This window comes from Actinotignum saccati (assembly GCF_051265055.1).
In the GTDB taxonomy this organism is placed as follows: domain Bacteria; phylum Actinomycetota; class Actinomycetes; order Actinomycetales; family Actinomycetaceae; genus Actinotignum.
Genome location: NZ_JBOZCC010000001.1, coordinates 224568 through 248173, shown reverse-complemented (window position 1 = coordinate 248173; position 23606 = coordinate 224568). Strand labels below are relative to the sequence as shown.

General features: G+C 61.5%; 22 protein-coding genes and 3 tRNA genes. 6 read left to right on the top strand and 19 right to left on the bottom strand.

Going from position 1 to position 23606, the window contains the following annotated elements; all coding sequences use genetic code 11:
• The first annotated feature begins 148 nt into the window (after nt 1-148).
• Nucleotides 149-988: an aldo/keto reductase gene (locus ACRQEC_RS01025; protein ID WP_284889575.1), complete on the top strand. Its 840-nt coding sequence runs from the start codon at nt 149-151 to the stop codon at nt 986-988.
• 97 nt (nt 989-1085) lie between these two features.
• On the opposite strand, the gene ACRQEC_RS01020 is transcribed toward ACRQEC_RS01025, so the two are convergent.
• Together ACRQEC_RS01020 and ACRQEC_RS01015 are read right to left on the bottom strand one after the other, a co-directional pair.
• A tRNA-Val gene (locus tag ACRQEC_RS01020) sits at nt 1086-1159 on the bottom strand.
• A gap of 88 nt (nt 1160-1247) precedes the next feature.
• Nucleotides 1248-1646: a DUF3052 family protein gene (locus tag ACRQEC_RS01015; protein ID WP_026428793.1), complete on the bottom strand. Its 399-nt coding sequence runs from the start codon at nt 1644-1646 to the stop codon at nt 1248-1250.
• Between the two features lie 337 nt (nt 1647-1983).
• Here ACRQEC_RS01015 and aceE point away from each other — a divergent pair, with 337 nt between their 5' ends.
• The 3 genes from aceE to ACRQEC_RS01000 all read left to right on the top strand — a co-directional run bounded on the left by aceE (nt 1984) and on the right by ACRQEC_RS01000 (nt 8584).
• On the top strand, nt 1984-4719 hold the full coding sequence (gene aceE, locus ACRQEC_RS01010) for a pyruvate dehydrogenase (acetyl-transferring), homodimeric type (protein ID WP_284889748.1): 2736 nt from the start codon (nt 1984-1986) through the stop codon (nt 4717-4719).
• Nucleotides 4720-4865: 146 nt separating this feature from the next.
• Nucleotides 4866-6800: an ABC transporter ATP-binding protein gene (locus tag ACRQEC_RS01005; protein WP_284889576.1), complete on the top strand. Its 1935-nt coding sequence runs from the start codon at nt 4866-4868 to the stop codon at nt 6798-6800.
• Nucleotides 6797-8584, top strand: a complete 1788-nt coding sequence (locus ACRQEC_RS01000; protein WP_284889578.1) for an ABC transporter ATP-binding protein — start codon at nt 6797-6799, stop codon at nt 8582-8584. Before ACRQEC_RS01005 ends, ACRQEC_RS01000 begins: the two co-directional genes overlap by 4 nt.
• Before the next feature lie 92 nt (nt 8585-8676).
• Here the strand turns inward: ACRQEC_RS01000 and ACRQEC_RS00995 are convergent, their stop codons facing one another.
• From ACRQEC_RS00995 to ACRQEC_RS00980, 4 genes are all read right to left on the bottom strand, one after another.
• Nucleotides 8677-9144, bottom strand: coding sequence for a hypothetical protein (locus ACRQEC_RS00995; protein WP_284889579.1), 468 nt, complete (start codon nt 9142-9144; stop codon nt 8677-8679).
• 176 nt (nt 9145-9320) lie between these two features.
• Complete coding sequence (locus ACRQEC_RS00990; RefSeq protein WP_087070654.1) at nt 9321-9983, bottom strand: HAD hydrolase-like protein; 663 nt, start codon at nt 9981-9983, stop codon at nt 9321-9323.
• Complete coding sequence (locus ACRQEC_RS00985; RefSeq protein ID WP_284889580.1) at nt 9980-10594, bottom strand: L-threonylcarbamoyladenylate synthase; 615 nt, start codon at nt 10592-10594, stop codon at nt 9980-9982. The genes ACRQEC_RS00990 and ACRQEC_RS00985 overlap by 4 nt, the downstream gene beginning before the upstream one ends.
• Before the next feature lie 48 nt (nt 10595-10642).
• Nucleotides 10643-11257 (bottom strand): hypothetical protein, encoded by a 615-nt coding sequence (locus ACRQEC_RS00980; protein ID WP_284889581.1) that lies wholly within the window; start codon nt 11255-11257, stop codon nt 10643-10645.
• A 34-nt stretch (nt 11258-11291) separates the two neighbouring features.
• Between ACRQEC_RS00980 and ACRQEC_RS00975 the strand changes: the two genes are divergently transcribed.
• The gene (locus ACRQEC_RS00975) at nt 11292-11741 is read left to right on the top strand and encodes a phosphopantetheine-binding protein (protein ID WP_284889582.1); all 450 of its coding nucleotides are present in this window, start codon (nt 11292-11294) and stop codon (nt 11739-11741) included.
• A gap of 18 nt (nt 11742-11759) precedes the next feature.
• On the opposite strand, the gene ACRQEC_RS00970 is transcribed toward ACRQEC_RS00975, so the two are convergent.
• The 12 genes from ACRQEC_RS00970 to fucP all read right to left on the bottom strand — a co-directional run bounded on the left by ACRQEC_RS00970 (nt 11760) and on the right by fucP (nt 19996).
• Nucleotides 11760-12266, bottom strand: coding sequence for a DUF3145 domain-containing protein (locus ACRQEC_RS00970; protein ID WP_026428785.1), 507 nt, complete (start codon nt 12264-12266; stop codon nt 11760-11762).
• Between the two features lie 55 nt (nt 12267-12321).
• Nucleotides 12322-12834, bottom strand: a complete 513-nt coding sequence (gene def / locus ACRQEC_RS00965) for a peptide deformylase (RefSeq protein WP_284889583.1) — start codon at nt 12832-12834, stop codon at nt 12322-12324.
• Between the two features lie 136 nt (nt 12835-12970).
• Nucleotides 12971-13042 (bottom strand) — tRNA-Asn (locus tag ACRQEC_RS00960).
• 150 nt (nt 13043-13192) lie between these two features.
• Nucleotides 13193-13471 carry a hypothetical protein gene (locus tag ACRQEC_RS00955; RefSeq protein ID WP_284889584.1) on the bottom strand — a complete coding sequence of 93 codons (279 nt, stop codon included), beginning with the start codon at nt 13469-13471 and terminating at the stop codon, nt 13193-13195.
• A gap of 9 nt (nt 13472-13480) precedes the next feature.
• Nucleotides 13481-13822 carry a cupin domain-containing protein gene (locus tag ACRQEC_RS00950; protein WP_284889585.1) on the bottom strand — a complete coding sequence of 114 codons (342 nt, stop codon included), beginning with the start codon at nt 13820-13822 and terminating at the stop codon, nt 13481-13483.
• An 11-nt stretch (nt 13823-13833) separates the two neighbouring features.
• Nucleotides 13834-14721, bottom strand: coding sequence for a methyltransferase domain-containing protein (locus ACRQEC_RS00945; protein WP_306471109.1), 888 nt, complete (start codon nt 14719-14721; stop codon nt 13834-13836).
• A 139-nt stretch (nt 14722-14860) separates the two neighbouring features.
• Nucleotides 14861-16144, bottom strand: a complete 1284-nt coding sequence (locus tag ACRQEC_RS00940; RefSeq protein ID WP_284889586.1) for an enolase C-terminal domain-like protein — start codon at nt 16142-16144, stop codon at nt 14861-14863.
• A 100-nt stretch (nt 16145-16244) separates the two neighbouring features.
• Nucleotides 16245-16318: transfer RNA gene (locus tag ACRQEC_RS00935), tRNA-Ile, on the bottom strand.
• Nucleotides 16319-16409: 91 nt separating this feature from the next.
• Complete coding sequence (locus tag ACRQEC_RS00930) at nt 16410-17195, bottom strand: amidohydrolase family protein (protein ID WP_284889588.1); 786 nt, start codon at nt 17193-17195, stop codon at nt 16410-16412.
• 50 nt (nt 17196-17245) lie between these two features.
• Nucleotides 17246-18034 (bottom strand): SDR family oxidoreductase, encoded by a 789-nt coding sequence (locus tag ACRQEC_RS00925; RefSeq protein ID WP_284889589.1) that lies wholly within the window; start codon nt 18032-18034, stop codon nt 17246-17248.
• A gap of 93 nt (nt 18035-18127) precedes the next feature.
• A complete protein-coding gene (locus ACRQEC_RS00920) occupies nt 18128-18547 on the bottom strand; it encodes an RbsD/FucU family protein (protein ID WP_284889590.1) in 420 nt (139 codons plus the stop codon).
• 69 nt (nt 18548-18616) lie between these two features.
• Nucleotides 18617-19996: an L-fucose:H+ symporter permease gene (gene fucP, locus ACRQEC_RS00915; RefSeq protein ID WP_284889591.1), complete on the bottom strand. Its 1380-nt coding sequence runs from the start codon at nt 19994-19996 to the stop codon at nt 18617-18619.
• Nucleotides 19997-20635: 639 nt separating this feature from the next.
• On the opposite strand from fucP, the gene ACRQEC_RS00910 reads away from it, so the two are divergent.
• The gene (locus ACRQEC_RS00910; RefSeq protein ID WP_284889592.1) at nt 20636-21403 is read left to right on the top strand and encodes an IclR family transcriptional regulator; all 768 of its coding nucleotides are present in this window, start codon (nt 20636-20638) and stop codon (nt 21401-21403) included.
• A 105-nt stretch (nt 21404-21508) separates the two neighbouring features.
• On the opposite strand, the gene dnaG is transcribed toward ACRQEC_RS00910, so the two are convergent.
• Nucleotides 21509-23605: a DNA primase gene (gene dnaG / locus ACRQEC_RS00905; RefSeq protein ID WP_284889593.1), complete on the bottom strand. Its 2097-nt coding sequence runs from the start codon at nt 23603-23605 to the stop codon at nt 21509-21511.
• Between the last annotated feature and the right edge of the window lies 1 nt (nt 23606).

Genomic DNA, 23606 nt, shown 5'->3' with positions numbered 1-23606 from the left:
CTTTCCAGCGTAACAAGCACCTCCGACATAACCGCGATTTGAGTACTTTTTTATCGTTTTCACCCCGGCGCCCACTCGCCGCAAGCCCTGAGCCCGTAGGAAAAACTCGAATAGACATGACATCGGTCACATTGATAGGCTGTAGGGCATGACCACATGCGATATTCCCACCATTCCCCTTGCCGACGGCGGGCAGATTCCCCTGGTTGGAATCGGCTCCCTGCTAGCCAAAGGCAACGAGCTTGCCACCACGCTCGGCCAGATCATTGCCGATGGTTACCGCCTTATCGATACCGCCCAGCAGTACGCCAATGAAACGGCCGTAGGAGAAGCGGTGAAACGCTCCGGGGTGCCCCGCACGGAGGTATTCATCACCTCGAAGGTGGCCGGCGGAGAACAGGGGAAGTGCTACACCCGGCGCAGTATTGAGGATTCGCTACGCCGACTGGATACCGATTACCTTGACGCTCTCCTCATCCACTGGCCCAATCCCTCCCGCGGCCTGTACGTGGAAACTTGGGAGGAGATGCTCGCGGCGCAGGCGGAGGGCCTGGTGCGCCACGTGGGAGTCTCTAATTTCTTGCCCGAACATCTCACCCGCCTGCATGAGGCCACCGGGGTGTGGCCGGTGCTCAACCAGATCCAGCTCTCGGTTGCCCTCCCGCGCACCGATCTGCGCGCTTTCCATGAGCGCCACGGTATTGTCACCCAGGCGTGGCGGCCGCTCGGCGGGCCGGAAAAGCTGCTGGATCAAATCGTGGTGAAGCGCCTGGCTGCCAAGCACGGGGTGAGTGCCGGGCAGATTGTGCTGCGCTGGTGTGTCCAGCACGGCATTGTGGTGATTCCGTCGTCGTCCCAACGCGAGCGCTGGCGGGCAAATGCCAATATCTTCAACTTCACCCTGGACGACTCGGATATGCGCGATTTGGCCGCGCTGGACACCGGTGACCTGCATGTATGGGATGCGCGCACGCACGAAGAGTGGTAGCGGAATTTCGCGGCGCCCACCATGGCGCAAATTTTGAGTGGCGCGCCGCCACGGCGCAACGGGAATCAGCCCCGCTCCGCATAACCGGCATAAAGAGTGGGCCCGACCGGATTCGAACCGATGACACCCTGGGTGTAAACCAGGTGCTCTGACCAACTGAGCTACGGGCCCGCGCGCTGCGCACTCGGATGATCCTACCCGATGCGCGGCCCGCGCGCACCTTCCCGCCGAAAATACCGGCGGAGCCCCCCCGGCGGCTCTAGTAGCGCAGGCCCTTATTGGTGAGGCGCACGCCCGTCCAGGACTCCCCGAGGGCCACGGATGTGGTTGGTTGCATGCCCGCGGTATCAGCAGCCTCTTCAATATCGTTATGCGGCACCGCATTCGACACCCGCCCGGTGGGCACGAAGAGCCAGCAGATAGCATTTTCGTCGTCGAAATTAGCCTTGATATCCAGGAGCAAATCGGTGAGGTCATCGACGTCGCCGTCGTCCGCGCGCCACCAGGCGATGGCGCCGTCCACGATATCGCGCGAATCTTCGTCCACCAGCGCGCTTCCGATAGTTTCTTCGATCTGCGCGCGGACCTGGGCGGCTACGTCGTCGTCGTAGCCAAATTCTTGGATGATGTTCCCTTTCTGGAAACCAAACGAACTCATGGCTTAAGCTCATCTGATCGCCGGCATTTTTTCAAGTTAATCTCAGCCGCGTCGCCCGTGATTTTGGTGATCATTACCGTACGACGACGCGCGCCGCCCGGTTCCCGGGCGCCGCGAAAGCCACCCTCCATGCGCCCCGTCCACCGCTCAGCTTAATTCCGCTCATGCCTGTGCGATGGCTCTCAACAACGCGGTAATATAAGAGTGCATGTGTAAGAGGTACCACAGCCGTTCTGGGACTAAAGCCGCGAACGGGTAGCCTTGACACGTCCCTATGAACTACAACCACTCAAGCAATGGAGGAGATTCCGTGGCTTCACAAGATTCTGATGATCGCATGGTGTCCGGCCAGCTCAGCCAGATCCCGGATGTTGATCCGGAAGAAACCCGCGAATGGCTCGCGTCCGTGGATGATCTGATTGAAACAAATGGTGCGGATCGGGCGCGGTTTATCCTCGCCAGCGTGGATGAGCACGCACGCGCCAAGGGAGTTTCGGTCTCCCCTGATCTCGTCACGCCCTATATCAATACGATTCCGGCGGAAGAAGAACCTCCGTACCCGGGCACCCCGGAAGAAGAGGAACTCGAACACCAATTCCGCAGCTGGACCCGGTGGAACGCGGCCGTGATGGTCACGCGCGCCCAGCGCCCCGGCGTGGGGGTAGGCGGCCATATTTCCTCCTACGCTGCCCAGGCCACCCTTTACGAAGTGGGCTTCAACCACTTCTTCCGCGGCCCGGATGCTCCCGGTGGCGGGGATCAAATCTTCTTCCAGGGCCACTCCTCCCCCGGTAATTACGCCCGTGCCTACCTGGAAGGGCGCCTCACGGAAGCGGATCTGGATTCCTTCCGCCAGGAAGCCTCCCATATTTCCGGCGGTCGCGGCCTGCCCTCCTACCCGCATCCCCACCAGATGCCGGACTTCTGGCAGTTCCCCACCGTGTCCTTGGGGCTGGGCGCCACGAACTCCATCTACCAGGCTTGGTTCAATCGCTACCTGAGCGAACGCGGTATTAAGGACACCTCGGATTCGCACGTATGGGCCTTCCTGGGCGATGGCGAAATGGACGAACCCGAATCGCGCGGCATGCTCCAGCTGGCCGCCTCCCAGAAGCTGGATAACCTCACCTGGGTGGTCAATTGCAACCTCCAGCGCCTGGACGGCCCGGTGCGCGGCAACGGCAATATCGTGCAGGAACTCGAATCCTTCTTTAAGGGCGCGGGCTGGAATGTCATCAAGGTGCTGTGGGGTTCGGGCTGGGATAAGCTCCTCGCCCAGGATAAGGACCACGCCCTCGTGGATCTCATGACCTCCACCCCGGACGGCGACTACCAGGGCTTCAAGGCGAATGACGGTTCCTACGTGCGCAATAATTTCTTCGGGCGTGATCCGCGCACGAAGGCCATGGTGGAAGATTGGTCCGATGATGAGATTTGGGCGCTGCGCCGCGGCGGCCACGATCACCACAAGATCTACGCCGCCTACCGGGCGGCCCTGGCCCATAAGGGCCAGCCCACCGTGATTCTGGCGCAAACCGTCAAGGGTTATGACCTCGGCTCGAACTTCGCCGGGCGCAATGCCACCCACCAGATGAAGAAGCTCAATAGCAACGATCTCAAGCTGCTGCGCGATACCCTGCGCATCCCCATTGATGATTCCCAGCTGGAAGATCCCTATAACGCGCCGTACTACAAGCCGGCTGAAGATCACCCGGCCATGAAGCATATGCGCGAGCGGCGCGAAGCGCTGGGCGGCTACCTGCCCCAGCGCCGCACCCACCAGGGTGGGATCGCCCTGCCGGCCGATAAGCCGTTCCAGTCCATGAAGAAGGGTTCGGGCAAACAGAAGGTGGCCACCACCATGGCCCTGGTTCGCCTGCTCAAGGACATTATGCGCGATAAGGAATTCGGCTTCCGCATGGTGCCGATCGTTCCGGACGAAGCGCGTACCTTCGGCATGGATTCCATGTTCCCCTCCGCCAAGATCTTCAATACCCAGGGCCAGCAGTACACCGCGGTGGACCACGATATGTTGCTGTCCTACAAGGAATCCACCCAGGGCCAGCTGCTCCACACCGGTATTACCGAAGCCGGTTCCCTCTCCGCTTTCGTGGCGGCCGGAACCTCGTATGCCACCCATAACACCCCGATGGTGCCCTTCTACATCTTCTACTCGATGTTCGGGTTCCAGCGCACCGGGGATCAGTTCTGGGCGGCCTACGATCAGCTGGCCCGCGGCTTCGTTATTGGTGGCACCGCCGGGCGCACCACCCTCACGGGTGAGGGCTCCCAGCATATGGACGGGCATTCCCCCGTCCTCGCCTCCACCAACCCGGGCATGGTTATTTACGATGCGGCCTACGCTTATGAACTCGGCCATATCTTCAAGGATGGCCTGAAGCGTATGTACGGGGATGGCTCGGACGGGCGTGAGCAGAACGTCATGTACTACCTCACGGTCTACAACGAGCCCATCCACCAGCCCGCCGAACCGGAGAATGTGGATGTGGACGGCATTATCCGCGGTATCTACAAGCTCGATGAGGCCGATGGTCTGGGCGGCCCGCGTGTCAATCTGCTCTCCTCGGGCGTGGGGGTGCGCTGGGCCCGCGAAGCCAAGCGCATGCTGCGCGATGACTGGGGCGTGGATGCCACTGTCTACTCGGTGACCTCCTGGTATGAGCTGCGTAAAGACGGCTTGGCCACCAACGAATACAACTACCTCCACCCGGAGGAAGAACCGCGCAAGGCCTACGTGACCGCGAAGCTGGAAGGCGAAGAAGGCCCCTTCATCGCCACCTCCGATTTCGAGCACCAGGTCCAGGATTCCATCCGCGAATGGATCCCCGGCGATTATGAGACGCTTGGCGCCAAGGGTATTGGTATTTCCGATACTCGCCCGGCCGCCCGGCGCTACTTCAAGATCGACGACGCCACCATGGTGGTGCGGGCCCTGTACGCGCTGGCCAAAGCCGGCAAGATCGACCGCTCGGTTGTCCGCCAGGCAATCGAGAAGTACGATCTGCATAACCCGGCAGCCGCCGAACCGGTTCCCGATAACGACCCGGAGTAAAGCGGCCCGGTGTCGTCGTAACTAATTGAATAGTGTTTGAGCATCCGTGCTCTCACACGTAGCATAGTGTGGCGGTCCTTTCTCACCCGCGAATAATTATCGCGAGTTGAGCTTTCGGGCCGCCACACATATATGGAGGCTAGTGATTGACCGTTTATCGACTGGCGTGGAGGCATCTGCGCGACCGCAAATTCCAGCTCCTCGCGATTGCTGTGCTACAGATCGCGCAGGTGCTCCTCGGGCTCACCCTCCCCGCGCTGGGCGCTAACGTTATCGATTACGGCATTCTGGAACGCAATAGCTCCTATATTTGGTCACGCGGGCTGCTCATGGGGCTCTTCACCCTCGCGCAGGTGCTCTGCGCTATCGGGGCAATCTATTACGGGGCCCTGGTCTCCACCCACCTGGGCCGGGAACTGCGCCGCGAAACTTTCGCGCATGTGCAACGCTTCTCCCCCGCGGACCAGCAGCGTTTCGGAGCCTCCACCCTGGTCACCCGCACCACGAACGACGTCAATCAAATCCAGATGGTCACCCTCATGTCCCTCACCATTATGGTGACGGCCCCGATTATGGGCGTGGGCGGGGTGCTTATGGCCATCGGGCAAGACGTGGTGCTCTCCCTCACCCTCCTCGTCATTATTCCGGTGCTCACCGCAATTATTTTGGTGTGCACCGCGATGCTCGCCACACGCTACGAAACTCTCCAGCGGCGCGTGGACGCCATTAACGATGCGCTGCGCTCCCAGCTTTCCGGGGTGCGGGTGATTCGGGCTTTCCGCCGCGAGGAGGCCATGGCCGGGGAATTCGAGGTTCATAACCGCAATTTCCGTTCGATTATGCTCCAGATCGGCACGATTTGGTCCGCGCTGCTGCCGGCCATGAGCGCGGTGATCGGGCTGGCTTCCGCGCTGATCGTGTGGATTGGCGGGCATCGGATTGCCGGGGGCTCCATGCCGGTGGGGGCGCTGGCCGCGTTTATCACCTACCTCATGATGATTCTGGGTGCGGTCATGATGCTCGGCATGATTATTATGGTGGTTCCGCGCGGGAATGTTTCCGCCGAGCGCGTCATCGAGGTCAATACCACCGTTCCTTCCATCACGGACGCGCCGGATGCGCGGGAGATGCCGCCCGGTCCGGTTACTTTCCGCTTGCGCGATATTTCCCTCACTTACGCGGATGCTGACGAGCCTGCCTTGCGCGGCATTTCTTTGTGTTTCAGGCCTGGAACGACGACGGCGATTATTGGCGCCTCGGGCTCGGGCAAATCATCGCTGGTGAAAATACTACCGCGCCTCGTGGATGTGAGTACCGGGCGCTTCACCGTGGAAGGCAGCGGCGGGGCCGGCGCGGGTGGCAAGGCCGGTGAAACGGAATCCGGCGGTGCCGGAACGCGTGGTGCTGGAACGCGCGAGGCCGGGGCCGGTGAAGTGGATGTGCGCGATATTCGACTCGCTGATTTCCGCCGCCGGGTGGCCCTCGTGCCCCAGCGGGCTTTCTTGTTCAGCGGCACGGTGGCCAGCAATGTTGCCGGTTCCACCCGCGATATTGACCAGGAGCGGGTCATTGATGCGCTGCGCTGCGCCCAAGCCTGGGATTTCGTGGAGGCCGGGGGCGGGCTGGAGATGCCGGTGGAAACCGGGGGCACCAATCTTTCCGGCGGGCAGCGCCAGCGCCTGACCATCGCGCGGGCCCTCTACCGGGCCCTGCCCGATAGTTCCGGGCGGGCCGGGGCTGATCTGGTTGTTTTCGATGATTCGTTCTCCGCTCTCGATTACGCCACCGATGCCCAGCTGCGGGCCAACCTCAAGGAGCGGATCCGGGATGCGGCGGTGGTCATCATTGCCCAACGTATTTCGACGACCCGCAGCGCTGATTGCGTCGTCGTACTGGATTGCGGCGAGGTAGTGGGCTGCGGCACGCACGCGCAGCTCATGGAAACAAATGAGATGTACCGCTCGATTGTGCGCTCCCAGGAGCGCGGGCCGGAAGGCGGCACGGAAGCGAACGGTACGGCGGCAAGTGAGACTGAACGAAGCGGAACGGCGGCCGCAACGAGTGAGGAGGCGCGGGCATGAGAGGTGCCGGAAATATTGACGAAGCCCGCGATATCCGCGGGGCGCTCCTCACTCTTATTCGCCACTACCTACGCCATTACGTGGGGCGGATCGTGGCGGTGCTGCTGCTTTCGCTTATCTCCACCGCGGCGGTGGTGGCCGCTCCCTTCCTGCTCGGGCAGGGCACCAATGTGGTGGTGGATGGAATTCGCTCCGGCGGCGTGGATTTCCCGGAGTTGGCGCGGGTGCTGAGCCTGGCGGCCGGGTGCTATATTCTCTCGGCGCTGCTGCGTTTCTGGTTCGGCTATATTATTCGCCTTATTATTCAGGATCTCGGCTATGAGATGCGGCGGGATTGCCAGCAGAAAATTGATCGGATGCCGCTATCCGTGCTGGATAAACAGCAGCGCGGGGATGTGCTCTCGCGGGTCACGAACGACGTTGATAACGTGACCCAGTCCCTGCTGCAAACCCTTTCCGAAGTGCTCTCCGCGATCTACCAGATCATCGGGATTGTGGCGGTGATGGTCTATTTGTCCTGGTCGGTGGCTCTTGCCTCGCTGGTGGTCATCCCGGTGGGGATTATTGGGATCCTCCTGCTGCTGCGCCGCTCCCGCCCCTATTTCCGCGACCAGTGGCGCCTCACCGGTGATGTGTCCGCGGTGGTGGAGGAAAGTTTCACCGGGCTGGATGTGGTGGCCGCTTACGGGCTGGAAGATGAATTCCAGGGGCAGTTTGATAGCGCGAATGCGCAGCTCTACGATGCTTCCTTCCGCGCGCAGGCGATCGCGCAAATGTCCCAGCCGCTTATGATGCTGGTGCAGAACGGTTCTTTTGCCATCGTCACGCTCCTGGGCAGTATTCAGGCGATGGCCGGCACCATGACGATTGGCGGGCTGCAGGCGATGATGCAATACACTCGCCAGCTCTCCCATCCGCTTCAGTCCCTGGCTTCCACCGCGAATCTTATTCAATCGGCGGCGGCTTCCGCGGAGCGTATTTTCGATTATCTGGCCCAAGAAGAAATGGCCCCGGATGCGAGTTCCAGCTATCGCGAGGTGGTGGCCCCCGAGGCGCGGCGCGGCACCATCGAATTCTCGCACGTGCGTTTTGCCTACGAGCCCGAGACACCGGTGATCCGCGATCTCTCACTGCGGGTGGAGCCGGGGCATTCCGTGGCGATTGTGGGACCCACCGGCGCCGGGAAAACCACGCTCGTCAATTTGCTCATGCGCTTCTATGAGGTGGACGGCGGGGCAATTACCGTGGACGGCGCACCCATCGATTCCTTCACGAAGGAATCCCTGCGGGAACATTTCGGGATGGTCCTGCAAGACACCTGGCTTTTTGACGGCACGGTCTGGGAAAACATCGCTTTCGGGAAGGACGGTGCTACGCGCGACGACGCCATTGCCGCCGCGGCCGCCCTGGGCATTGATGATCTTCTTGAGACCCTCCCCCACGGTTTTGATACCCATATTGGGGATGAGGGCGAGAATGTTTCCGCCGGGGAGAAACAGCTCATCACCATCGCGCGGGCCTACCTAGCCAATCCCGATGTGCTTATTTTGGACGAGGCCACCAGTTCGGTGGATACCCGCACCGAGGCACTTATCCAGGATGCGATGGAGCGGCTGCGCGAAGGGCGCACCTCCTTCATTATTGCGCACCGGCTCTCCACCGTCCGCAATGCCACCACGATCCTGGTTATGGAAGCCGGGGACGTGGTAGAAAGCGGCACCCATGAGGAACTGCTGGCCGCCGGCGGCGCCTACGCCCGCCTCTACGAAAGCCAGTGGGCCTAAGCGACTGGCGGTGCGAGGCTATACTGCCGCCGGTGCGAGCCTATGCTAGCGGCGGTGCGCCCAAGCTAACCGTGATCCTGAGACCTGCGGGACTAGGCGACCGGGACCGCGAGCTTCTCCTCCGCCGGGATTTCCCGGCTGGCAAGATACTCGGACATGAGCCGCGCTACCGCGCTGGCGCCCAGGCTGAGCACCCACAGGGCAGCCATGAGAATGAGAATGCTCGGATGCCCGGCATCCTTAATAATGAGGAAGACCAGGAGAATCACTCCGAGGGCAGCCGCGATCACCGGGATGGCCTGCATGGTGGGGCGCAGCCACGCCGGTGCGGAGCGCCGGGGCTGTTCCAGCAGCCCAAACCACTGGTAGACCCCTAGGAAATAAACCTGGCCGAGCGCGACCCAGAGCATGCCGAAACAGGTGCAGGTCCAGATAGCGAGGCTAAATTCTGAGGCCCATTGCAACATATCCAAGGCGTTAATGTAGAGGAGCGGATAACCAAGAAAACCGCCGAGAACCGCAGCTCCCGCCGCGATCTTTCCAGCCGTGTACGCGTTCATATGAGATCCCTCCGTTGAGCTAGATAGTCAATCGCCGTGGGGACGATCTTATGTGGGAGTCTAACGACGCCTCGGGTGGATGTATACGGCCGCACGCCTCGCTGCTCAGATCTTAATCAAATTGTATCCCGGGGTAATACTGCTGTGACCCTATGTTAATATGCCCGTGCCTGATGTTAATGGGATTGTGACCGCTCCACCCCGGCGAAATCCCACAGGATCTCACCGAGCTCGCGCGCGGTTCCCACGTGCCGCCAAGCTAGCTCCCATTCGGAACGCGGGGCAGTCCCCCACTCCACGAGCACCGTGGGAAGGCCGTGCTGGCCTGCGCCGTCGACATCGTGAATACGATCCCCCACCATGAGGGCCCGCGAGGTATCGATGCCCTGCGCCCGCAATTCGCGCAGCGCGGCCCCCACCACCTCGGCTTTTCCGTACCCGGGGATATCTTCGGGATCCCCGGCAATATAGCGGAAGTGCTGCGCCACGCCCTGGTGTTCCAGAATCGCGCGGGCATTCTTTTCGTTTTTCGACGTCGCAATGGCCAGCGGCACCCCGGCCGCATCCAGCTCCTCTACCAATTCGCGCATCCCGGGGAAAATCGGAGTATCGAGCATGCGCTGTTCGTAGCGCACCCGGTAGCGGCGCACCATCTCTACCGGGTCGGCCGCGCCGAGCTTCGTGAAGGTATCGATGAGCGGCGGGCCAATGAACTGCACAAAGAATTCTTCGGGGTGGTCCTCCCCCATTTCTTCGCGCAGGGTGGCCCGGAAAGTTTCTTTGACGATAGCGGCGGAATCGTGGAAGGTTCCGTCCAGATCAATAAGGATAGGGTTCACAGGTCAAGTCCGGCGGTATCGCCTGCTCCTTGTCTCGCAATTTCGTTAGTTACCAGGTCAAGTACAGTGGTGGGACCGCGCCCCACGGGCCCGTTCACCACCACATCCAGGGCATGGCCCAGTTCATCTTCTACAATCCAGCCCTCTTCGAGGGGTTCTTCCGCGCCGGGAAGAATAAGCGTGGAGGAAAGTAGCGGTTCGCCCATTTCCGTGACCACGGCTTGGGTGATGCGGTGGTCGGGGATGCGCACGCCCACCGTGTGCTTCTTCGGGTTGAGGGTCATGCGCGGCACTTCTTTGGTGCCCTTGAGAATGAAGGTGTAGGGCCCGGGCGTGAGGCTTTTGATGAGCCGAAAATCGGGATTATCTACGATCACGAGCTGGCCGAGCTGGGCGAAATCGTGGCACAGCAGAGTGAAATGGTGTTTATCACCCACCTGCCGGATACTGCGAATCCGCTCCAGGCCCTCCTTATTGCCCATCTGGCACACAATGGCGTAACCGGAATCGGTGGGCAGGGCCACCACCTCACCGCGGCGCAGCCGCTCCACCACTTTGGCGACGAGCCGCGGTTGCGGATCCTCAGGATGAATATCAATGAAGGTAGCCATAGGCACTAGTCTAGTCGAGGCCGCGACACGGAGAAGCGGCGGTTTTGACTACTCCGCCGCGCTCACCGCCTCCCGCAGCTCTGCGAGCTCGGCCGCCTTGGCGTAGGGTTCCATTTCTCGCAGGTAGGCGCGGGCTTCGTTGGTGCGCCCGGCCGCCAGTGCGGTGCGCACCAGCGCTTCCCCGGCCTCGAAACTGTGGGTGGCCGGATCCCAATGGGCTAGCCCCAAACTGAGGGCCTGATCTGGGTGCCCGGCCTGGCGCAGAATTGCCATGGCCCGGGCGAGGATGTGCCCATCCGGGTTACGATCCGTGGCGGTGGTGAGGAGCCGCAGGGCCCGCTCGGGATCGGAGTCCACCGCGAGCCGAGCCATATGCAGCTGCGGGTACCAGGAAGCCGGTGAGCTGGAGAGTTCTTCGGCCAGGGCATAAATCGCCAGGTCCGCGGAAAGGATGCTTCCGGTTCCGGTGAGCTCCGCGGTGAGCGGATCGGCGGGCGGGAGTTCACCTTCGGCCTCGCGTGCCAAGGTGACGAGCTGGGTGAAAGCCTCGACGTCGTTCGGGTCCTCAGCAAGCCGCTCACGCAGCGCCTGCGCGGTGGCGGTACCGGCTTCCGGAGCCCGGGTATGCTGGAAGAGTTGCTGCATCAAATCGAGGAATGCCATGATGCGAGCGTACCGAAAATAGGGAGGTCGTGCGATGGAGGTAGCGCAACTCATGTCGCTGGGCGCGGATGTTCTGGAGCGCGAAGGCTACCCGGATGCCACCGAAAGTTTCGAGCTGAGCCACGTGGATAGCGTGACACGCTGGGCGATTGCGGTCACCTTGGAAGACGCCAGCGGCGTGGTGGTGCCCGATAGCGAGATCTGCGCGGCGCGCACCCTCGGGGAGCTGGTGCGGCTCAGCTGCCCGGGCATGGACCTCAGCCTCGCCCCTTCTTCTCTGCACGACGGCGCAGCTGCGGCCCACCCCGCTTCTGCCACCACCGCGAATGCGGCGGCGGGGCCTAGCCCGGAGCAGTCGGATAAGACGAATGTGCGGGATAAGCCGGAGACGCCGACTGAGACGAATCGGCCAGATGTGCCGGATGCGCCGGATGAAAACGTCCCGCTGTCCGCGGAGGATTTGCGGGCAGCGCTGGGGCTTTAACCCGCCCTTTCTAGGGCTTTAGCCCACGCGGTGCAGCCAGCGCACCGGTGCGCCCGCACCGGCATAGCGGAAGGGCTCGAGCTCATCATCCCAGGCTTGGCCGAGGGCAATATCGAGGAGCCGGCGCATTTCTGCGGCGTCGTTCCCCGCGTTTTCCAGGGCGGCCCGCACCCGGTTTTCCGGAATCACCACATTGCCGGTCAGATCTGTTTGGGCGTAGAAAATACCGAGGCCGGGGGTGGCGGACCAGCGGCCTCCTTCGGATACCGGGCTGGCATCCTCGGTGATCTCAAAACGCAAATGCTCCCAGCCGTTGAGGGCGGAGGCTAGCATGGCTCCGGTTCCCACTTCTCCCGTCCACGAGGCTTCTGCCCGGTTCATATGCGGGGCGGCGGGTTGTTTCGTCCACTCAAAATGCGGTTCGTATCCGAGCACACTTGTAACCGCCCATTCAACGTGGGGTTGAACGGCCGGCATAACAGAGTGAATGAATATGACGCCGCGAGTGGCGTATTTGTGTGCCATAGCATTCCTCCTGCGCTTGGGTGGCTTTCCCCGTGCTACCCACGCGGAGGGACTACTAGAGCGATTGTAGCGCAGAAGAGACGCGCAGCTGGCGAATATCGCGCATCGCTTGTTTACGGACCTCCCGCTCCAGGCGGTCAAGGTAGAGGTGGCCGTCCAGGTGATCGCATTCGTGCTGGATGCAGCGGCCGAGGAGCCCCTCCCCTTCCACGATTTTCTTCTTGCCGTCCAGGTCGATACCTTCTGCGCGGGCGTACCAGGCGCGCTTGGTCGGGTAGTACAGGTCCGGGACGGACAGGCAGCCTTCATCGCCGTCCTGGTATTCATCTTCGGAGAGGGCCACGATCACGGGGTTGAGGATGTAATCGATCTCGCCGTCGATATGCCAGGAGAAGGCGCGCAAGGAGACCCCGATTTGGTTGGCTGCTAGGCCCGCCCGGGCGTCGTCGTTCACGTTTTCGAGGAGGTCGTCGACCAGGCGCACGATGCCCGGGGTGATCTCCCGAATCGGATCGCAGGGGGTGCGCAGGACGGGGTCCCCCACCACGTGAATCTCCCGGTATGCCATCGTGAACTCCTTTATAAGATTTCTCACATTGGGATTGCCCAGGCGCCGCGGTTTAGGCTTATGGCTTACAGGGCCGCGCCGCGGGTGCCGGACAGAGCAGAACGGCGGTAAGCCTACGCTCACCGCCGTTCGTTCGCTCCCGCAGCTGGACTCGAACCAGCAACCGTTCGATTAACAGTCGAATGCTCTGCCATTGAGCTATGCGGGAATTTGCAACAGAAAAGATAATAGTCAATGGCGGGCCGTGAAGCAACTTGAGAGGTGTGCGCTCTGCCACCCTCGCCTCAAAGCGCCGCTACGCCGGGCCCCAGCGGTACCTCGGCCGTTGCTAGGCGCGCCTCAGGCGTTGTTACACGTGCTAGGGCTGGTCACCACCGCCGCCGTTCGCCACCACCGCAGCTACCGGCTGCCCCGTACTGACATCAGCCGCAGCCAGGTGCTGGCGCAGGGCGCGCCCGGCGAAGAACATGACGATGAGCAGGATGACTCCCACAATCGCGGCGGTGATCATACGCCGGCGTGCGATGCGCTGAATCTCTTCCGCCTGGGCGGCATCAAGGGCGCGGGATTCTTGCGCCTCGGGCCCTTCCGCCGCCTCGAGCCCTTCAGGCAGCTCCGGTTTCTCGGGTGTTGACATGGGGCTACTCTAGCCCACGCTCTGCCCGGTGAGCATGAACAGCACCATCTTGGTGGGAGCCAGGGCGCGCACCGCGTGCGGGAGGCGGGTGGGCAGGTGCACGAGCCCGCCGGGGCGCAGCTGCACCGTGCGCCCCTCGGTACGCATCTCCACTTCCCCTTCCAGCACCTGGATGAGCACGGGCACGGCGGCGGTGTGCTCGGAGAGCTCCTCGCCGGTATCGAAGGAGAAGACCACCACATTCGCGCCTTCAACGCGCAGCGCGGTGGTGGAAACGGTCGAGGCGGGGGCGTAGTCCACCGTGGCGCCCAGATCCTCCAGGTAGGAAAGTTGCGGGGTGTATTCACTCATCGGTTGTCCTTTCAGTTAGCGGTGGTAGCGGAAGTGCCGGCATCGGTGGAGCCGGCAGCGCCAGTGGATTCGGCAGCGCCAGCAACATCAGCAGATGCAACAGGCTTGCGGGCCACCATGGCCACGCCGGCCAGGTGGTGGCGGTACTTGCGGAAGAGCGCGCGCATGGCCAACACTCGCGCCCGCAGCTCTTTATCGCGCAGCACATTGCGGAGGATACGCGCTACCCCGCGCAGGCCTTCGTCGGCCAGGTTACGGCGCAGGGAAAGCAGCGCCATGGGGGCATCCCCCACCCATTCCACCTCGAAACCGGCATCGGTGAGCACCTGCCGCCATTCGGCCTGGGTGAGCGGGCGCGCGTTGACGCGAATGGTCTGCGCCAGGCCCTTGCGCAGGGTATCGGCAATGGCCGGGTCGATGCTATCCGGGGTGAGGCTGAGTTCGTGGATGGCGTAGCGTCCGCCCGGGCGCAGCAGCCGGAAGGCCTCGCCCACAATCGCGGCCTTGGAGCTCGCGCCCTGCATGGTGAGCATCGCTTCGCCCACGACCACATCGGCACCGGCATCGGGTAGTCCAGATTTTTGCGCGGTGGAATTAACGACGACGCCGCCCACTTTCTCCACGATCCCCTTGACGCGGGTCACCGCATTCTTGTCTTGATCCACTCCGGTGTAGGAGTGAATGGGCTCGGAGATAATGAGTTCCGCTGTCCGGCCCAGGCCGGGGGCGAATTCCACGACGTCCGCGCTGGCCAGCTGGGCATGCTCAAGCATGGCCTTCGTCAAATGCAGCCCGCCGGGGCGCAAGACCCGCTTGCCGGCGCGGGCGAGTACCCAGTGCCCGGCGGCGGTAGCGGTGGGACGATCAGATTGCGGAAGTGGAGCATTGTCATCGATCATGGATTCACCTTAATCCCGCGGCTCCACGAAGAAAAGAGGCGTCCACGATGATTGCTCAAGCTGTAGGTGTCGCGAAAGCGGGGCGGCCATGATGATGGCCGCCCCGCTTCCTTATGCTGCTGAGAACCTAGCTGCGATGCTAGCCGCGATAGGTGTACTTCTGCGCAGTTTCGAGCGTCATTTCGGCGCCGTTACCCGGTGCCATCTGCGGCATGTAATTGCCGTTCTTGATGACGGTCGGGTGGACGAAGTGCTCGTGCTGGTTATCCACGTATTCGATTACGCGGTTCTCGGTGGTACCCGAGACGGCCACGTAGTCGAACATCGCGAAGTGAGCCACGGCTTCGCACAGGCCCACCCCGCCGGCGTGCGGGCACACCGGCTTGTTGAACTTCTTCGCCAGCAGGTATTCGAGAACGATTTCCTGCGGGCCGGCCACGCGCGTCGCGTCGATCTGCATAATGCCGAAAGCGTTCATCTGCAGGTACTGCTTGTAAAGAATACGGCTCTGCATTTGTTCGCCGGTCGCCACCGGAATCGGGTTGATCGCCCGCGCGATGGTGGCATGCCCGAGGACATCGTCCGGTGAGGTCGGTTCTTCCACCCACGCCAGATCGAATTCGTGGAATTCGTTGATCCAGGAGATCGCCTGGGGTACATCCCAGACCTGGTTGGCGTCCACGGCAAGCTTGACATCCGGGCCGATAGCGTCGCGAGCCAGGCCGAGGCGGCGGATATCTTCGGCAACATCGCGCCCCACCTTGAGCTTGATCTGCTTGAAGCCCTTGACCTCGGTTTCTTCCTTGGCCAGGGCCACCATCTTCTCATCGGAGTAGCCCAACCAGCCCGGCGCAGTGGAGTACCCGGGATAACCGTTAGCGATGAGGTTGGCGATGCGCTCTTCCTTACCGCGCTGGCCGGCGCGCAGAATCTCGATAGCTTCTTCGGGACGCAGCGCATCCGTCATGTAGCGGAAGTCGAGGGTAGAGACGAGTTCTTCGGGTTCCATCTCACCCAGGAGGCGCCATAGCGGCTTGCCCGCACGCTTGGCCTTAATATCCCAGAGTGCGGAGAGCAGGGCACCGATGGCCATATGCTCCACGCCCTTTTCCGGGCCGAGCCAGCGCAGCTGGGAATCGTGGACGAACAGATCCCAGGCCAAGCGCATATTATCGAGGAGCTCCTCAACATTGCGCCCGATGAGGGCCTGAGCCATAGAATCGATAGCCTTGCACACCACGTCATTGCCGCGGCCAATGGTGAAAACAAAGCCCACACCGATGATTCCGTCATCGGCATCGGTATTCACTTCCACGTATGCCGAGGAGTAATCCGGATCCGGGTTCATGGCATCCGAACCGGAGAGAGTATTCGAGGTGGGGAAACGGAAATCATGCGTTGTTACGCCGGTAATTTTTGACATGAAAGCTCCTTGACGTGCCGGCCCGTGGGCCAAGCGCGATGGATAAACCTATACGTTGAAACAGGGCGGTAGGGACGGCGGCGGCGCCGCAGACGAGCGGTGCCCCCGGCAGGACTTGAACCCGCGACCGATGGATTATGAGTCCACTGCTCTAACCTGCTGAGCTACGGGGGCAACTGCTTTATCATAACAGCGCCGCGTGCCAGCTCCTACCCTTGAGAACAGCGGTTAACAGCAAATTGTTTATTTCGTTGTCACACCGTCCTTAGAGTCCGTAACAGCGTTGGGCGGTGCGGTGGAAGATGTCGGCGTCGTCGCCATAAAAACCACGCAGGAGCGCGAGGTTCTCCACAAAACTGGAGTACAGCGAAACTACCGGCCAATTCGAGGCGTACATGAGGCGCGTTGTTCCGAACAGCTCGGTGACGAAACTCAAAATACCCTCGTTTGCCGTGTTATCGGTATTCGGCAGCCCGGAGACCTTGCAGAACACATTGGGCAGCGAAGCGAGTTGCGTCATCGCGTCCCGGTAGGGGGTATCGAGGCTTTCGACATTCCCCAGGTGGTCGATGACGATACGGGCTTCGGGCACCTGCGCGGCTGCCTGGTACAGATCGCTCAGTTCTCCCACACGGATGCACGCATCGAAGGTGAGTCCGTGCTGGGCAAGCTGAGCGAGCCCGGCCAGGAAGCCCTCCTCCAGGCAACGCCCGCGGGGCTGCGAATCGATATGCAGAGGTTCGCGAATTCCCACAATCCCTTCGGGGAGCTGGGTATTCTCCGTCAGATCGGTGCGCAGCACCGCCCCGAGGATCTCGGGATGGGCGGCCCGGCGCTCTTTGGTGAGCTCAACTTCTTGGGCGGCATCGGCCGTATCTGCTTCGACGACGACGGCGCCCCGGAAGTTGATATCTTCCTGCTGCCGGTACGCCTCCAGGAGTTGATCGAATGTCCACGTGCGGGTGATGCTCCCATCCGTTGTGGCCAACCACGGCAGATCCTGGGTGTCCAGATCCCAAACGTGGAAATGGGTATCAATAAGTTCTAGCACGGTCCTGACCTTCCTCTCTTCCTGTCAGCGTTCCGTTTTGCGCGGCGAATTTAGCTCAGGGCCCGGTCGAGGTGGACGTAGCCGCCATCCGGGAAGAGCCACTGGCCGGTGGTGTGGCTGGAGCGATCCGAGAGCAGGAAGGCCGCGAGCGCACCGATTTCTTCCACGCGGGTCATGCGCTTACCGAGCGGGATCTTATCCTCGATAAGGGCCAGGCGGGCCTTCTGGGCTTCTTCGTCGCCGAAGGTCTTGATCCACTTGGCGTAGAGCGGGGTCCAGGCTTCGGCCACCACGATGGTATTGACGCGCACATTGTCCTTGGCGAGCGCGGCGGCCCATTCGCGGGTCAGGCCCAGGATTGCGCCCTTGGCTGCGGCGTAGGCGCTGGTCTTGCCCTGGCCGGTGATGGCCGTCTTCGAACCGATATTGACCACGGCACCCTGGGATTCCTTGAGGTAGGGAACCGCCTGGTGGACGAGCTCGTAGTAGTGGGTGAGGTTGCCGTGCAGGGACTTCTCAAATTCACGCCAGCCGGTGGATTCCAGGTCGAGGTTGTCATTGGCGCCGGCGTTATTGACGATGCCGTCGATATGCCCGTACTTCTTGTAGGTTTCCTCGACGATGGGCGCGATGCCATCGGTTTCGTTGAGGTCGAGCGAATAGAAATCCCAGGTATCGGTTAGCGAATTCATTTCATCGCGGTACTCATCGAGAATCTGGGAACGGTTGATAACAACCGGGATCGCGCCTTCCTTGGCGAGTTCCACAACGATTCCCTTACCGATTCCGCGCATACCACCGGTCACGATAATAACTTTGCCTTGCAGATGCAGATCCATTATTTTCTCACTTCCATTGTGCGGTGGGTAGCACTGCAACTACCCGTACTACCCGCGGACGGCCCGTTCCGTCCGTTTTACGGGACGCCCGTTTTACAGGACGCCCTTCTTGAGGATGATATTTCCGTAGGATGCGGTTTCGCCGGTTGCGACGACGGCGAAAGTTGTGCGAGCGTGCTCGTAAAAATCAAAGCGCTCGAAGAGATGCTGCTGGTAATCCCCCTCATGAGCGGAGATAATCCGAGCGTATTCGTTCCAGACCTCGGGGGCTTCATCGCCGGGAACCGGTTCCATGAGGGCGATCTGCCACTCGTTGTAACGATCCAGAGGAATAAGGTTCAAAATCGCGTCCAGCAGCACCGGGATGGTGATGCCATCAGCGCGAATCACGGTGTCATTGGTGGACTCAGAGGGGAAGTTTGCATCGGCGAGCACGATCTCATCGCCGTGTCCCATACTGGTCAGCGTGTAAAGGAGTTCCGGGCTAATAACCGGAGAAATATTCTTGAGCATGGTGTTCTCACTTTCGGGTGCCGGGCCGCGTCCAGGCGACCCGGCACCCGTGCGTTAGAGAGGGAATAATTAGTCAGCGATGATTTGCGCGTTGGCATCATCAGCCGCGGCGAGGGCGTCCAGATCCTGCCGGCGAGCGTAGAGCGCGTAGCCGAGCATGACCGCGAAGCACACCAGAACCACAATGAAGGAGAACTGGGCGCTGGTGTGGTCGAGGATGAGGCCCTGGAGCGGAGGCACAACCGCGCCACCGATAATCGCCATGACCAGGCCGGCGGAACCGAACTTAGTGTCATCACCCAGGCCGGTCAGCGCCAGGCCGTAGATGGTCGGGAACATGAGGGAGATGCAGCCGGAGAGCAGGGCGACACCAATCGCACCGACGATATTGCCCGAAAGCATACCGGTCGCGGTGAAGATAAGGCCGAGGGAGGCCATCACCGTCATGAGGACGCGGGGATCAACGCGACCCATGATCCACACCATGAGGAAGCGCATGATAAGGAAGGAAATGAGCGAGCCCTGCAGCCACCAGCCGGCGGTCGGGCGATCCACCCCGAGGGTTTCCATGACGTAGAAGATGATGTAGGTCCAGATGCAGGTCTGAGCGGCGATATTGCAGAACTGGGCAACCACACCGAAGCTGTAGAGCTTATTGCGCATGAGGCGCATGAAGGTGCCCTTCCGGCGCTTCACACCGGCAGCCGAATCGGAGATCATCGTGCGGCGCTTCTGGATCTTCACGAAAGCGATGCTGATCGCGAGGAAAGCATAGAGGCAACCGAGAGCGATGTAGGGGGCCATAACAGCCTGGAGTTCATCGGAACGGGTAGCCAGAAGCTCAGCTTCCGGCATGCTGGCGCGTTCTTCAGCGGTTGCCACGTGGATATTCGGCAGGATGAAGAGGGTTGCGGCCAGCACACCCAGGTTGGATCCGATCGGGTTGAAAGCCTGGGCCAGGTTGAGGCGGCGGGTAGCCGTCTTTTCCGGACCCATCGCCATGACGAAGGGGTTCGCGGAGGTTTCCACGATGGACAGGCCGCCCGCCAGGATGAAGAGGGCAGCGATGAAGGCCCCGAAGGTCATGAGCTTAGAAGCTGGGAAGAAGAGGAGTGCACCGGCGGCCGCCAGGCTCAGGCCAATAACGACGCCGCCCTTGTATCCCAACTTCGAGTTAATGTACGCCGCGGGAATGGCGAGGAGGAAGTAGGCACCAAAGTAGGCGAATTGCACCAGCGAGGACTGGAACGCCGACATATGGAACACCGAGGAGAATACGTTGACCAGCGGTGCGGTCAAGTCCGTGGAAATACCCCAGGCCGCGAAGCACGAGACGAGGAGCACGAAGGGAACCAACATTCCCGGCCACACAAATGGCGCTTTCTTTTTCGTTCCGGCAGCCACTTCACCGTGAGCCGAAGGGACCGCAACCGAATCCTGATTAGACATAGATGTTACTTTCTTTACACGAACGACATTTTCATCATTGAAAGTCATGGGAAGTGGGGGTTCCTTTCTCCCCCGGCAAGGAACGCTAGCTCGGTAGCACTCCGGCCCTTCCGGGATTCGCCAGCTTCACCGCCGCCGCACCCTGCGTGAATGTGCCATCGTATTTCCGCGCTAGCGAGGGTAAATCAGCCTCCCATCGAGCCTCAGATCCATCGATACGCGCAAGCACCTGCCGCTTTCGCGTAGCTGCTCGGCAATGTCAAGATCGGCTCAGACCTTCACACCACCGTCGCTGTGACTTAGCATAACCCCATTTTTCCATTTGTTCCACCCTATGGACTTGAGTTCCATATTTGATTTTTCGTGTACACACCGGCGCTCTACTCCTCTCTATGCGAAAGAAGCTAGGACCTAGCTGCATTTTCTTCGTGAGCTTCACTACGGACGATTATGGGTCGCGAGACGAAAGTTACCGCCGCGGCGGTTATCGTTGAAGAACATCAAAATAATTCCACATACTGGAACACGGTTCCTTAAGATTCTTGAGATTGTTCCTTTCCCCAGGCCCGCGCGCTAAAATATGACATCGTTACGACCGTGCGCGGCGTCGCGAACAGTCGATGAGAAAAGAGGTTCCCTGTGGCGCAGCCTTCCAAAAGTCCTAAGAATCCCGGAGCGGCGGATAAAACACTTATTGTTTTGCGGGCCACTCTGGAGCATTCGCGTTTTACCGATATCGTGGAGGCCTCCGGGCTGGCGAAATCCAGCGTGCATCGACTCTTGCAAAGCCTTGTTGACTACGAGTTTGTGACGGTCAACGAGGAGGGTAATTATTTAGCGGGCCCGGCTGCGATGGCCCTGGCCAGCCACGCTTTTAAAAATATTGATATTTCCGAGCGTGCTCAGCCTTTTATGCGCGAATTGGCCCGCAAGGTGAAATGCCAGGTGCACGTGGGGGCGCGCACCCGTAATGAAGCGGTATATGTGGCCATTGAAGAATCGGAGATGCCCTACCGCATTCCCTCCGATATCGGGGATAGGCTTCCGCTGCACTGCACCTCGATTGGGAAGTGCTTGCTTGCCGCGCAAAGTGATGACACCGTACGGAAATATATTGCCGATGTAGGCTTGCCCCGTAAAACTCCGCGCACGATCTCCACGGCCAATGCGCTTTTCGCGGAGCTTTATCAGGTGCGCGATTGCGGCTACGCCGTGGACGACGAAGAAAACGTGCCCGGCATTCGCTGCGTCGCGGTTCCCATCCGTAACCATATGGGGCGGGTGGATCACGCCATGTCAATTACTACCCTCGCTTTGGAAAAAACCATGGACGAAGTAATTGAGCTGGTTCCCTTCGTGGTGGAGACAGCCGGAAAGATTTCCCGCTCGCTGGGCTACTGGGATTAATTCCGTGGCGGGAATGAGCGACGGGAATTAACTGCTCGGCAAGGACTAACTTCGCAGCAGGAGCTTAACCGCAGACCTGCGGGGGTTAGCTACCCCAACTCTTAGTTACCCCAGCTCCATGCGCTCCTCACATGTGCGGCGCTGCGCCTCGAGTTCCATGAGGCGAGCGAAGTGCTGCTGGTAGGCGGCATCTTCCGGGTTGGTGCGCTGAAGCGCGGAGCGCACGTCCTCGATTTGGCGTAGCACGCCTAGCCGAATGAGCGCGAGAGCAATCCCCCACACATAATGCGGGAGGCGCTGCACATCGGTCTCCGGGAGCGGCTCGGCGGCGAGCTGAGAAATCACCCCGGCTAGCTCCGGGCCACCGGCCGCAATCACCGCCTCCACGTAGGCGGCGCTCGCCTGGGGCTCGGCGTGTTCTACGTCCATACCCGCGCCGGTCAGCTGTGCGAACCGCTCGGCAAAGACCCGGGTTCCGCCCGCCGCCCGAATCGCCGAGTGAATGGCGTGGTGCACCGGATGGGTGAACGTATGCGGAGGCAGATTATCCATCTCCGCCCGCGCCGCAAAAGCCGGAAGCTGAAGATAAATCTCCAGCGCGGCCCGCTCCACTTTTTCGGTAGGGTCACGCAGCTGCGACACTGGCGGCAAGGTCGCCGCCCGGTGGGTACCGGCATCGGCCGCACTCCCCTGCGCTGTACCCGTCGTTTGCGCTGCCGCCTGGTACGACGGCGCATTCCCCGGCTGCACCGCGACTCCCGCCTGCTGCGTAGCTCCCGCCGCTAGCGCCCCCGGGGTATGCTCGCTGGCTGCCTCCAGCACGGCGCGCGCCTGGGCCCGACCCTGGCGCCCCGCTTCCGCCACCGCCTGGCGCACCACGTGCTCATCCATGCCGAGCCAGCCGGCAAGATTCCGGGTGTATTCCCCGCGCAGTACCCGATCTCTAATCCCCGCCACAATCGGCGCGCTCACCCGTAGCCCGGCGCTGCGGCCCTCAGCGGTGGTGAGCGGAAGGTCCTCGATCAGGGAGCGAATCGCGAATTCGAAAAGGGGGCGCCGCCCGGCAATTACCTCGCGCAGCGCCTCATCCCCGCGCTGGAGCCGCACATCGCAGGGATCCAGATTATCCGGCGCAATTGCCACATAAGTTTGGGTGGCGAAAGCCTGATCTTCCCCGAAGGCGCGCAAAGCTGCCTTCTGGCCGGCGCTATCGCCGTCGAACGTAAAAATAACTTCGCCGCCATAAGCCTTCCCGGAGGAGAGCACCACCCCGGCGGCCGGGTTGGCGCCGTCGCCCAAAAGCCGCCGCACAATTTTCACGTGCTCCGCCCCGAAAGCTGTACCGCACGTTGCTACCGCCGTGGTGATTCCGGCCAGGTGCGCGGCCATGACGTCCGTATAGCCCTCCACGATCACCACGGAACGCGAGGTCGCGATCTCCTTTTTCGCGAGGTTGAGGCCGTACAGCACCTGCGATTTCTTGTAGATCGGTGTTTCGGGGGTATTGAGGTATTTCGGGCCGCGGTCATCCTCCCCGAGGCGGCGCGCCCCGAAGCCGATAGGTTCGCCGGTAATGGAGAAAATCGGCCACATGAGCCGCCCGCGGAAACGGTCGTAGAGCCCGCGGTTGCCCCGGGTGGCCAGGCCCGCCGTTTCGATTTCCCGGTCGGAAAAGCCGTGGCTGCGCAGGTGCGTGTAGAGCGCGTCCCAGGAGTCCGGGGCGTAGCCGCATTCAAAATGATCAACGGCCGCCCGCTCAAAACCGCGTTCGGCCAGGAGCGTGCGGGCCGGGGCCGCCGCCGGGGTATCGAATTGGGCGCGATAGAACTGCACGGCAACCCGGTGCGCATCGATGAGCCGCCGCTTGGACGGCTCCCCTGGCCGCCGTTCACGCGCGCCCTCGTAATGCAGCTCGATTCCGGCGCGCCGCGCCAGCAGCTCAACCGCCTCCACAAAATCAATACTTTCGGCCCGCTGCACGAAAGCGAAAACGTCGCCGCCTTCCCCGCAGCCGAAGCAATGCCAGCGCCCCAGGTTCGGGCGCACGTGGAAGGACGGAGTTTTCTCGTCATGGAAGGGGCACAGGCCTTTGAGGGAGTCCACCCCACCGGGGCGCAGGGCCACGTACTGGGAGGCGACGTCGTCGATCCGCACCGCGGCGCGCACCCGATCGATGTCTTCCCTTTTGATGAGCCCGGCCATG